The following is a 12,074-nucleotide window of genomic DNA, read 5'->3' as shown; positions in this document are numbered from 1 at the left end:
TTGTTTCAAAAGTATGTTAGGGTGGAAAACGTATATGAAAATAGAAAATTAAATAGGAGTGATTTTATGGAACGAAAAAGCCGTGTGACGACCGTATTCGTCGTATCTGCAATCATAACTGGCTTATTTACGATTTGGGGACTTTTCCCCGAGAGTTTATTAGGTAATGCCAGTCTATTAAACGTGACGAGTACGTTACAAGGCTGGCTCTCAAACGGGATGGGTTGGTTCTATCTCTTGAGCGCCACCGGGTTTTTACTGGTTGCCATCTTTTTAATCTTTTCAAGATATGGTTCGATTCGACTTGGAAAGGATACAGATCGTCCAGAATTTAGTTATTTATCATGGTTTGCCATGTTATTCAGTGCCGGGATGGGAATTGGACTCATCTTCTGGGGAGCGGCTGAACCGTTGCTCCACTTCCACTCACCACCATTCGCTTCCCCCACACCTGAAGGAGATGCACGGACTGCTATGCGTTATGCATTTTTCCATTGGGGCTTCCATCCATGGGCGATTTACGCAATGATTGCGCTCGCCATCGCATATTCGACGTTTAGAAAAGGTCGTCCCGCGACGATTGGGGAGACGATCGGTTCGCTCGTCCATAACCGCTACGAACAACCCGTGAAGCAAACGGTCGATATCCTTGCGGTCATTGCGACGGCATTCGGGGTAGCGACTTCACTTGGTTTTGGTGCTCAACAAATTGCCGGTGGCCTTCATTACCTCATCCCTGGGGTACCGAACGCTTTCGTGACACAGTTGATCATCATTGCCGTCGTAACGGTGCTCTACATGATCAGTGCTTCGACAGGTCTTGACAAAGGAATTCGAATCTTAAGTAATACGAATATTTTCTTGGCAATTGTCCTACTTGTAGCGACGATGTTTGCGGGACCGACAGCTTTCATTTTCGACTTGTTCACACAAACGGTCGGAACTTATTTGCAGCAGCTCCCGAGCATGAGTTTCCGTACAGCCGCTTTTGAACCCGTTGAACGTGAATGGGTAAACGGTTGGACCATCTTCTACTGGGCTTGGTGGATTTCTTGGTCACCATTCGTCGGAACGTTTATCGCACGTGTATCGAAAGGGCGTACGATTCGGGAATTTATCATCGGAATCTTACTTGTCCCGACATCATTCGGATTATTATGGTTCTCCGTCTTCGGCGGTTCGGCCATCTGGGCTGATTTGTTCGGAGGATATAGCTTAATTGATCAAGTAAACGAAATCGGTACTGAAGTCGGGCTCTTCGCACTGTTTGAGACGTTCGGTGGTTTTGGGACGCTACTCAGTGTAATCGCCATCTTCTTGATTTCGACATTCTTTATTACATCGGCCGACTCTGCGACATACGTCCTCGGTATGCTTACATCGAACGGGAAGCTCGTCCCGCCGATGGGGATTAAAATGACTTGGGGAATCATCCAATCGTCAATCGCAGCCGTATTGCTGTATGCTGGTGGATTAGATGCTCTACAAGCTGTTGCGATTCTCGCAGCCTTCCCATTCATCTTCGTGCTCATCTTTATGATGATTGCCTTATTCAAGGATCTTACCGACGAACCGGATGAACGAGATAAATGGCTAGAGATGCAAAAGAAAGATGAAGATAAACTAGGTTAATTCGAAAGGGTCTCAGATGAGGCCCTTTTTCGGTCAAAAATATTTTGCTTGTCCTTCTCGCTAGTGTAGGATAGTAAGTGAAGAAACGAGGAGGATAGGCTATGAAACAACAGATAAAAAAACGGTTGAGCTGGGTGATATTGGCCGGCATCCTCATTGTCGGGGCATTACTCGCTTATAACTTCTATGTGCTCATGGATTTGAGCGGGGAAGAGGAAGAGCAAGTCGAACCATTCTACTCGAATGTCGTGATCGGATATCAAGAACGCAAACTTCCAAAAGAAGGCGAAGAGCTCGAAGAACGAGAGTATCTTGTCACGTATGATGAGGACGGATATTTTGTATCTGAAGTCGTGACGGGTCCAAATGTTGGCGCGAAAGCTGAATGGGATGGAGAGACCTACTTAGAGTTCAATCCGGACGGGGAAGAAGTTCTTCGACAGGAGACGAACTCCGGAGCAGTCGCACCTCATCCATTCTTGTCACGTGCAACGAACGAACAGATTCGTAAATGGCTCGATGACGGGACGCTCGGTTCAAGTGAAGGCGAAACCGATTTGGTCGGACGTACCGCGCAAGCGTATGTGAAATCAGAATCGGCTGAGACCGTTCCGGAAGAGTGGATTGAAAACTATCCATCGATTTTTAGTGAAGAAGAAAATAAAGAGACTGTCACATATTATGTCGATGCGCATGAACGAATCTTGCTCGCGGCAGAATCGCGGAATAACGGGAAGTTATTCCATTCGATTCGGATGACATCGTTTGAATCAAGATAATCCGATGGGGAGCAGACATGATGTCGGCTCCCTTGTCGTCTGAAAGGGAGAACAAGATGAAACAAATTCAAGTGGAACAAGTTCAAACGGACTTGACGAACTGGGAAGCTGGAGAAAAAGTAAACGAGGCGGCATTGTTATCTTACGCACATTGGTCTCGTGCGACTCAGCACCAAGAAGAATTAATTCGTTCCTTGCGGCTGCTCGCAACACATCGGCTCCAACAAAAGGAAACGATGGACCCGTTACTCAACCGCTGGGTAAAAGAGTTGGAGGCGATGAACGCACTTCCTCCAGAGCTTCGTCTGTTTCAACTGAATGAGCAGTTGCGTCGTTCGAAACAGGCGCTTCAAATCGACTGGCCAACCTTACGAGAGGCCGATTACGCCTCGATGAAGGTTCAAATCTTAACAGAGTACGAGTCAAAAACGTCAGCTTTGCTCGATCAACTTGACCAACTCCATGATGAGGTGGAGACTGCGAAGTCTGATTTACGTGATTCTGAATGGCGCGGACAATTGGAAAACCTGTTTGAAGCGATCATCGAAGCGATGCAAGAGGTCGCATCTCTTGAAGATGATACCGCCTCCTTGCTCGCATCGATGCAGGGGAACTATTTCAGTCGTGAAGCGTTTCATCGATTCGGGGAGCGCGTTACCCTTGTGAAAGAACGGCTACACACGATTTGTGAGCTACTACCAGACCGTCCGACCGAGGCACGTTCAAGTGCGATTGAATCACTTGAAGACATGATTGGGCTCGATGACATCAAAGCGCGTGTAAAAGCGTGGTATCGCTTCCTCCTTTTCCAAAAAGAACGAGAGAAGGCCGGTTTTTCTTCAAAACATCAACCATCCCTTCATCTCGTCTTTACAGGGAATCCAGGAACCGGGAAGACGACATTAGCAAGACTCATGGCCGAAATTTACTTTGAACTCGGCTTATTAGGACGCCCGGACCTTGTCGAGGCAGACCGTTCGAGCCTTGTCGGTGCCTATGTTGGGCAAACGGAAGAGCAGGTAATGAACAAGGTGAAAGAGGCAGAAGGTGGTGTCTTATTCATCGATGAAGCATACGCATTGAAGCGTCAGGATGCGAGTGGCAGTGATTACGGACAAGCGGCCATCGATACGCTCGTCGCCGCGATGACGAGTGGCGAATATGCTGGCAAGTTCGTCGTCATTCTAGCTGGCTACCCAGAAGAAATGCGTCATTTCCTCTTGGCGAACCCCGGTTTACGTTCACGATTCCCTGAGTCGAATCACTACGAGTTACCGAACTACCGTGACGAAGAATTGGTCGCCATCGGTGAGAAAGTGGCACAAGAGAACAATTACGTGCTGACGGAAGAGGCGAAACGATCACTTCTTGCTCGAATCGACAGAGAACGGGTCGACTCGACGTTCGGAAATGCCCGGACTGTCCATAACATTTTACTTGATGCGATGTTTAAGAAGGGTTCCCGCTTCGGTGCAGATGCTCCGTTAGACGAAATGGCGCTCTTGACTGAAGAAGACTTTGATCAGCCAGATGATGAATCGAGTCCGACATCGTTAGATGACCTTGTCGGCATGGAAGATGCAAAAGCACAACTGGCTGAAATTGAAGCACTCATCAAGATACAGAAGAAACGAAAAGCGCTCGGTTTGAAGACGGCGCCGGTCCAGCTCCATGTGACACTTACCGGAAACAGCGGTACCGGTAAAACGACATTTGCCTATCTGTATGCACAGATGTTGAAACGGACAGGTTATTTGAAGCGAGGCCATGTCAATGTCGTCAGTCGTGCAGATTTAGTTAGTGGCTATGTGGGACAGACAGCTCAAAAAACGAAAGCGGCGATCCGTGACGCCCTTGGCGGCGTCTTACTAATTGACGAGGCCTATAGTTTGAACGGCGGGGCGAACGACTATGGCCGGGAGGCAATCGATACACTCGTTGATGAAATGCCGAAACATGGCGAGAATCTTGTCGTCGTCCTTGCCGGTTACGAAGGTCCGATGCGCCGATTAATTGAATCCAACCCTGGTCTTAGTAGCCGAATGAAACGGACGATTCATTTTGCTGACTATACGCAAGAACAGTTAGTGGACATCGCAAAAAATTACGCAAGTCAGTTCGGATATGTGATGGAGGAAGATGCGCTTGAAGCATTAGCTACTCGCTTACATGAAATCAAACATGCGAACGCGCGCACCGCTCTATCTGTTATCGATGAATCGATTGCTCGTCAGTCCTATCGTTTGGTGTCGACGGAGGATGAGAATGTGTCACTCCAGCAATTATTAGTAGTAGATATTAAGAGTAAGTTATAATATACTTGTCGTAGGAAAGAAGGATGATTCAATGCACACGGTTCAAATCCCAGTAAGGTATCAAGAGACGGACATGATGGGCATCGTCTATCATGCCAACTATTTAGTTTATTTAGAGATTGCGCGCACGGAATTGTTACGACAACTAGGTGTCGAGTATAAAGATATGGAAGAAGCGGGATTTGTCTCTCCTGTGACAAATGTATCCATGGACTATAAGCGTAGCGTGACGTATGGTGATACGGTTCATGTTCGTGTATGGGTCGATCAATATTCAAAAATCAGAACGATTTACGGCTATGAGTTGACGAATCAACATGGAGAACTTGTTGGCACAGCCACTACAACGCATGTCGTCGTCAAACGAGGCGACTTCAAACCGATTCGACTTGATCGAGAGTTCCCGAAATGGCATGAAATGTATTTGAACGTCATGAACCCTGTTTAAGAATCTTCTGTCTTCGTACCGTCAGTGTGGTATCATATCTTGACGGTACTTTTTGTTATCTAGAAAGGGGAAGATCGCATGCGTTATCCATCGATTTTGATGGTTTGCGGCGCCTTGACGTTCATGTTAGCCGGTTGTACGACAAACGAGCAAGTTGAACCGAAAGAACCAACAACACAGTCATCAACAGTAGATGAACCAGAGACAGAACCAAATGAACCGACTTCGGATCGTGAAGATGAGACAGTCACCGAGTCACCTTCTGAGGAGGAGACGTCGGACGAGTCTGAACAGCCGACCGAACCAGTAGAGGAAGAACCTGTGGCACCTAGTCAACCGATTGAAACGGATGGTGTGGCCAATTTGGAATTAGATGAATTGATTCTTGTAAACAAGAAAATTGCATTACCCGCCGACTATCAGCCGAGTGATTTGGTAGAGGCGAACATTGATTTTGTCGACTCGACAGTCGGTGAACGTCGAATGTTACGTAAAGAAGCTGCTCAGGCGATTGAAGGTCTAATGAAAGGTGCAAAAGCAGCAGGAATTGATTTGAAAGGGACGAGTGCGTTCCGTTCATACGCCTACCAAGTCAATCTCTTCAATGCTTATGTCGAACGAGATGGCAAAGAACAAGCCATGAAATATTCCGCACCACCAGGTCATTCTGAACATCAAACAGGACTTGCGATTGACGTATCGAGCGCCTCGGTCAACTATCAACTGACTCAAAGTCTCGGTGAAACGGTTGAAGGAAAATGGCTGGCAGATCATGCTCACGAGTATGGATTTATCATCCGTTACCAAAAAGCCTTTGAGGAAGAAACCGGATATATGTACGAACCATGGCACTTACGCTATATCGGTACTGAGCATGCGAAACAGGTACATGCATTGAATCAGCCATATGATCGCTATATTGCGGAATTTGTGAAATAAGGGGAATTGCGATGCCATATGTGACAGAAATCATGATTATTATTTTAAGTTATTTACTTGGTGCCATTCCGTTTGCCCTCATCATCGGCAAGCTCGGCTATCGCGTAGACGTTCGAGAACATGGGAGCGGCAATCTGGGAACGACGAACACGTTTCGTGTATTAGGGAAGAAGGCAGGAATCCTCGTCTTACTCGGTGACATGGGGAAAGGTCTTGTCGCTGCATTGCTGCCTCTACTGTTCGGAAGCGAGATGAGCCTGCTTCTTGCCGGGATTCCGGCAGTGATTGGACACTCTTATCCTGTCTTTGCGAAATTCAAAGGTGGAAAATCGGTTGCGACGAGCGGTGGTGTTTTGTTGGCAGCCTTCCCATGGTTCTTCTTTGTCGTCGTCGGTACATTCATCGTGACTCTCCTCACCTCGCGCATGGTATCCCTCTCCTCGATGGCTGCCGCCGTGGTAGGACTGGTGACGGCAACGACTTATAGCATCGTGACGAAAGATTGGTTACCCCTGATCGTCATCGTGCCACTCGCATTGTTCATTATTATTAAGCATCGTACCAATTGGCAACGTATACGTGCTGGAAAAGAACCAAAAGTTCCGCTGTTTCAACACAAGCCGAAATCATGACTCATGCAGGTACGTCCGTGAAGGGCGTGCCTTTTTTTGTGTATTGTCGTTGATTTACACAAAAAAGAAACAAAAACATGTTGGATTTGCTCGTTCTTTACTTTCAATTTACGTTAAATTTACATGCGTTCGTTACACTAGAAAAGGAAAGATTATTGTGGAGGAGGCAGGGACGTGTCTTTAATCGGTGAAGAGCGTAAACAGAAAATTGTAGAATGGATCGAAAGAGAAGGCAAAGTAAAAACAAGCGAGTTGATCGAGCGTTTGAACGTATCGGGGGAATCGATTCGCCGTTATTTAGAAGAATTAGAAAAAGAACATCGAATCAAACGTGTATACGGTGGAGCGGTCCTTCATCAGAGCATGTCCTTTCAGCCTATCGTGATTGCAAACATGGATGGAATTCGTCGGATTGCCTATACCGCATTTCAGTTGATTCCAGATGATACATTATTATATATCGGACACGGGGTCGCGGCAGAGCAAGTGGCTTCCCGGTTACGTGGTCGCAATGTGACGGTCGTGACGCCATCGTTGACGGTGGCGAAGGCGTTGTTTGAACAGCGGGCGAAAGGTGTGCTTGGTGGCGAAATTCAGCTATTAGGTGGTACAATCGACCCGAAACATCTCGTGACGACAGGTGAGCAGGTCCTGGCGCAACTACAGACATACATGTTCGACCTTGCCATTTTGTCCGTCGAAGGGGTCGACGCATCACTAGGTTTAACATGTGACGCTTTCGGCCTCGCCAGTATCACCCAGTCGGTGATGTCACAAAGTCGCGAGACGTTCTTACTGACGGACCATACCCAACTAAATCAACAAAAACGGTATCGCGTCTGTGATTTTTCGAAGGTGACGGCGATTATCTCTGATTTTCCGGAGCCTCAAGATTTCAAAGGCGTCTTAGCCGAACATGGTGTGGACTGGAAGTTCGCACCGTAAAGGGAGCGATTTAATGAATGTAGAAGTGATTGTCACTACACTAACGGAAGCTATTCAGGCTGAGCAATTCGGTGCGAAACGACTCGAACTGATTGCGGATATGGAAAACGGGGGCATCACACCAAGTTTTGGAACGATTCGAAATGTGGTCGAACATGTGTCGATTCCGGTGCATGTGATGATAAGACCCCATACACATTCGTTCCATTTCAATGAGGATGATGTCGAGACTATGCTTGCGGATATCGGTCTATGCCGTGAGCTAGGTGTCGATGGAATCGTATTCGGTGCATTGACACAGGATGGCGCGATTGACGAGCGGATCTTAGGGGAAGTGATCAAGCACAAAGGGGAAATGACGCTCACGTTCCACCGTGCTTTTGATGCATCACGTGATGTCTTTGAAGCGATGGATGTGTTGAATGAATATCCGGAAGTAGATATTCTCCTTACTTCAGGCGGTGCCAAAACTGTACTAGAAGGAATCGAAACCTTGATAGCCTTGAAGGAACAGGCCGAGATGACAATTTTGCCTGGTGCAGGGATCACGGTGGAAACGTTACCGATTCTTCAAGAACGTCTTGACGTAGCGATGGTACACATAGGAAATGGCGTACGAACGAATGGACAGCTCGATGAAGTGAAGTTCAAACAACTTCTTGGATGAGCCAATGCGGAAAACAGTCGGAAGACTGTTTTTTTGCTATAATGAGAGAAAACAATAAATGTAGGTGAATTCATGCAATCTTCCGTTTACAAACAATATGCGCTACGAATGCTATCAGGGAAGTGGGGCATTTCATTACTCGTCGTCTTAACTGTCATGGTCATTCAAGCGATGATCACGACCCGACTTGATCTCTCGGCGAACGACCCCGAAGTTCTTTTGACATCGGTGGCGCTTCTTTACGGGGCGACGGTTCTGCTCGCACCTATCGAGCTCGGGAAAAATTGGGTGTTTCTCCAGGTGGCGAAAGATGAAAAGCCAACGTTCGGATTGTTGATTGAATCGTTCGGGTCACTTAAAGACTATTCACGTGCCGTGGTCTATTATGCGGTATTCTATTTAGGTCTAAACGTTCTGATGCTTTTCCTGATTGTACCTGGTGTCTGGTTCTATTTGACGTATCGCATCGCGCCATTTATCATGCGAGATGAGCCGGACCTATCTGCATTCCAGGCGATGCGAAAAAGCCGCCAAATGATGAAAGGGCACAAACAGACGATGTTAAAGCTCTATGCGAGTTTTATCGGATGGTATGCGCTCGTCCTTCTTACTGGAGGCTTAGCTTATATCTTTGTCACACCATATCTTCAAACGGCGATTTCTGGACTCTATTTAGAGTTAAATGCCTCCTATCAAGCAAAACAACCGGTCGGATAACCCGACCGGTTGTTTTATGTTCCGTGCTGATCTGACTTTTTGGGGTTTGGGGCGTCTTCAAAATCTTGTTTTTCCTCTTCCGACGCATCCGCATGCCACTTTTTTGCTTGCTCGGTGGCAATGGGGATCGCTTTCGTCTCAGAGTAGCCTTGCGCGAGTAATGCGTTCGCGATATCAATGGCTTTCTTTTTTACAAGTGGATCGAAGTTTTTCAGTGATTCTGGATAGTCTTTCATATTCCATGGCACGAAAATCGCCTCCTTCACTCCTACTAATTCCACAAACATCCGGTTTCAAACGTCTTGATGAAGATAATACTCGATCAGTGCTTGCGTGCCATTCTCTCCGTATCCATTCTTTTCAAGAATTGAATAGAGGCGATGTGCGAGCTCGAGACCTGGTAATGTCACTTGTAGCTCGTGTGCGCTCTCGATAGCGAGTGTCATGTCTTTGATAAAGTGTTTGATGAAGAAGCCAGGTGCATAATCTTCGACAATCATGCGTGGAACCAAGTTTTCAAGCGTCCAGCTACCTGCTGCCCCACCACGAATCGTACGAACGAGTGCCTCTGGGTCAATTCCAGCTCGTTTACTGAACGCTAACATTTCGGCATTCCCCATCATGATTCCGGCAATGGCGATTTGATTGGCAAGTTTCGCATATTGACCGCTTCCTGCGTATCCCATTCGTTCTATCGATTGTCCCATCGCTTCAAATAAAGGCTTCGCTTTATTGAAGGCGAATTCACCCCCACCGACTAAAATCGATAGCGTTCCATTTTTGGCGCCGACATCGCCTCCAGTTACTGGTGCGTCAAGTGGGAGGAGACTCCGCTCAATGGCTGTCTCAGCTATCCGTTCAGCCAGTTTCGGTGAGGACGTCGTCATGTCGATCAATAATGTACCTGGTTCTGCCGAATCAAGAATGTTTCCTTCACCAAAATAGATGGATTCGACATCAGACGGATAGCCGACAATCGTGATGATGGCATCGGCGTCTCGGCAAACGTCCCGTACCGAATCACACCATGTCACACCTTCCTCTAACAATGCGGCTGCCTTCTCTTTCGTCCGTGTGTATGCTTGCACTTCAAATCCGTGTTTCATCAAGTTACGTACCATCGATTGGCCCATGACCCCGAGCCCGATAAATCCGATTGTTTTCATGTGGCTTGTCCCCCTAATAATTGTTGTGAAACGAGTCGTTGATATAGTTCATTCTCCGTTAAAAGTTGCTCATGTTTCCCGATCCCGCTGATTCGTCCATCTTCTAAGACGACTATCTGGTCGGCATGTCTGACAGTCGAGAGTCGGTGGGCAATCACAAGCGTCGTTCGTCCGACCATCAGGCGGTCTAACGCTTCTTGGACCACGCGTTCTGATTCTGAATCTAGACTTGATGTTGCCTCGTCGAGCAATAAAATCTGTGGATTTCGTAACAATGCTCGCGCGATAGAAAGTCGTTGTCGCTGCCCACCAGACAAACGGATACCTCGCTCACCAATCTCCGTATCGAGCTGTTCAGGCATCGTTTTAATAAACGACCATGCGTTGGCCATCTCACAGGCTTCTTTGATTTCATCATCGCTCGTTTCATGTCGAAGTCCGTACACAATGTTTGTCCGTACAGATCCCGAAAGGACGGGTGAATCTTGAGCGACATACCCGATGATTTGACGCCATGTGTCACGCCCGTATGTTTGAATCTCCCGATTTCCATATCGAATCGTCCCTGCCGTCGGTAAATAGAACTGTTCGACAAGTGAGAAAAGTGTCGTTTTCCCTGCACCACTCCGTCCGACGATGGCGGTTGTCGCCCCTGGTGAAACTTGAAGTGTCAATCCTTGGATGACGGGTTCAGTGCCATAATGGAAAGCAACGTCTTCAAATGAGAGTGCCGTCTGATGAATCAATTCTTCATGTGTGCTGTATGGTTCGGGACGGACTTCGAGCAACTCAGCAATCCGTTCCGTTGCTCCACGCGCCTTTTGAAGCCTTGTCAAAAATTCACTCATCGTGATGAGCGGCGTGATGATTTGGAAGAGATAGAGCATGAAGGCGAGTAGTTCGCCCGTTGATAAAGCTCCGGTCGAGACTCGATATGCGCCGAACCCGAGGATGGCAATCAACATCCCGGTCAAGGTCACATTGAGAAGGGGAATGAGGATTGCTTGAATTCGTCCTTCCTTCACCCCGTAATCGAACAGTGTCTCGATTTTTGCTTTGCCGGTTTTCACTTCCATCTGTTCCGTCGCTTGTGATTTGACGAGGCGGATTTCACCGAGCAGTTCGGCGAAGAAGCCGGAAAGATTTCCGAGTTCTTGTTGTGTCTCTTTTGCGATAATCCGAAGCTTCCGTCCGAGCGGTATGACAATGATGAGTGTGGTCGGAACAGAGAACAAGATGACGAGTGTCATTTGCCAATCGAGTGTGAACAAGATGGCGACGGCGCCGATGACCGAGACGAGGGAGGTCAACAACCTGACACTTTGTTCGGATAACAACTGTTGAAGCGTCGTCGTATCATTGTTCAACCGAGACACCAGTTCCCCCGACTTGATGCCGTCATAGAATGGAATCGGCAGTTTGACGAGATGGTCCCACAAGGTCGTGCGTAAATTGGCAACGACCCGTTGCCCCACAATATGTAACCAATAAATCGAAACGGCACTCGTGATGACCTGAATCAAAAATGCGATGACGAAATAGATGATCCATTCAGGTGTCAATAAGTCGCTGCTCCACCGGTCGACCACACGCTGCAAGATGAGCGGAATGGCCAGTGAGGCGACGGCTTGAAGGAGCGAGATCAGAATGGCTCCGATAAATAGATTTTTCGGAGGATTCGCGATTTTGAATAATTGAAAAAAAGTTTGCCATGTTGATGATTTCATTTTGGAAGTCCTCCTCTCCTCTTACTTTCGCTGTTTCAAAAACGGGTGTCAAGACGTCGAATCATACGAATGACTCATGCTAGAATAGGAAAGAGAGGTGATACGTG

12 protein-coding genes are annotated in these 12,074 nt (G+C 47.4%); 9 read left to right on the top strand and 3 right to left on the bottom strand.

Going from position 1 to position 12,074, the window contains the following annotated elements; translation table 11 throughout:
* Nucleotides 1–66: 66 nt before the first annotated feature.
* The 9 genes from GVY42_RS03900 (at nt 67) to GVY42_RS03860 (ending at nt 9,074) form a co-directional block, all read left to right on the top strand.
* Nucleotides 67–1,632 carry a BCCT family transporter gene (locus GVY42_RS03900; protein ID WP_159562395.1) on the top strand — a complete coding sequence of 522 codons (1,566 nt, stop codon included), beginning with the start codon at nt 67–69 and terminating at the stop codon, nt 1,630–1,632.
* Between the two features lie 101 nt (nt 1,633–1,733).
* The gene (locus GVY42_RS03895; protein WP_159562394.1) at nt 1,734–2,411 is read left to right on the top strand and encodes a hypothetical protein; all 678 of its coding nucleotides are present in this window, start codon (nt 1,734–1,736) and stop codon (nt 2,409–2,411) included.
* Nucleotides 2,412–2,467: 56 nt separating this feature from the next.
* Complete coding sequence (locus tag GVY42_RS03890) at nt 2,468–4,726, top strand: AAA family ATPase (protein WP_159562393.1); 2,259 nt, start codon at nt 2,468–2,470, stop codon at nt 4,724–4,726.
* 31 nt (nt 4,727–4,757) lie between these two features.
* On the top strand, nt 4,758–5,174 hold the full coding sequence (locus GVY42_RS03885) for a thioesterase family protein (RefSeq protein ID WP_012726439.1): 417 nt from the start codon (nt 4,758–4,760) through the stop codon (nt 5,172–5,174).
* A 78-nt stretch (nt 5,175–5,252) separates the two neighbouring features.
* A complete protein-coding gene (locus GVY42_RS03880) occupies nt 5,253–6,113 on the top strand; it encodes a D-alanyl-D-alanine carboxypeptidase family protein (RefSeq protein WP_159562392.1) in 861 nt (286 codons plus the stop codon).
* A gap of 11 nt (nt 6,114–6,124) precedes the next feature.
* Nucleotides 6,125–6,745: a glycerol-3-phosphate 1-O-acyltransferase PlsY gene (gene plsY / locus GVY42_RS03875; RefSeq protein ID WP_012726437.1), complete on the top strand. Its 621-nt coding sequence runs from the start codon at nt 6,125–6,127 to the stop codon at nt 6,743–6,745.
* A 174-nt stretch (nt 6,746–6,919) separates the two neighbouring features.
* Nucleotides 6,920–7,690 (top strand): DeoR/GlpR family DNA-binding transcription regulator, encoded by a 771-nt coding sequence (locus GVY42_RS03870; RefSeq protein WP_012726436.1) that lies wholly within the window; start codon nt 6,920–6,922, stop codon nt 7,688–7,690.
* Between the two features lie 13 nt (nt 7,691–7,703).
* A complete protein-coding gene (locus GVY42_RS03865) occupies nt 7,704–8,357 on the top strand; it encodes a copper homeostasis protein CutC (protein ID WP_159562391.1) in 654 nt (217 codons plus the stop codon).
* A gap of 72 nt (nt 8,358–8,429) precedes the next feature.
* A complete protein-coding gene (locus GVY42_RS03860; RefSeq protein WP_031423519.1) occupies nt 8,430–9,074 on the top strand; it encodes a DUF975 family protein in 645 nt (214 codons plus the stop codon).
* A gap of 14 nt (nt 9,075–9,088) precedes the next feature.
* Here the strand turns inward: GVY42_RS03860 and GVY42_RS03855 are convergent, their stop codons facing one another.
* From GVY42_RS03855 to GVY42_RS03845, 3 genes are read right to left on the bottom strand one after another with little or no spacing between them, the layout of a single operon-like run.
* Nucleotides 9,089–9,322, bottom strand: coding sequence for a hypothetical protein (locus tag GVY42_RS03855; RefSeq protein ID WP_012726433.1), 234 nt, complete (start codon nt 9,320–9,322; stop codon nt 9,089–9,091).
* Between the two features lie 45 nt (nt 9,323–9,367).
* A complete protein-coding gene (locus GVY42_RS03850) occupies nt 9,368–10,240 on the bottom strand; it encodes an NAD(P)-dependent oxidoreductase (RefSeq protein ID WP_159562389.1) in 873 nt (290 codons plus the stop codon).
* Complete coding sequence (locus GVY42_RS03845; protein WP_159562388.1) at nt 10,237–11,967, bottom strand: ABC transporter ATP-binding protein; 1,731 nt, start codon at nt 11,965–11,967, stop codon at nt 10,237–10,239. Before GVY42_RS03845 ends, GVY42_RS03850 begins: the two co-directional genes overlap by 4 nt.
* Nucleotides 11,968–12,074 lie beyond the last annotated feature (107 nt).

This window comes from Exiguobacterium sp. 8A (assembly GCF_902506275.1).
In the GTDB taxonomy this organism is placed as follows: Bacteria; Bacillota; Bacilli; order Exiguobacteriales; family Exiguobacteriaceae; genus Exiguobacterium; species Exiguobacterium profundum.
Note: the sequence above shows the minus strand (reverse complement) of the source record. Positions and strands in the feature narration are given on the sequence as shown.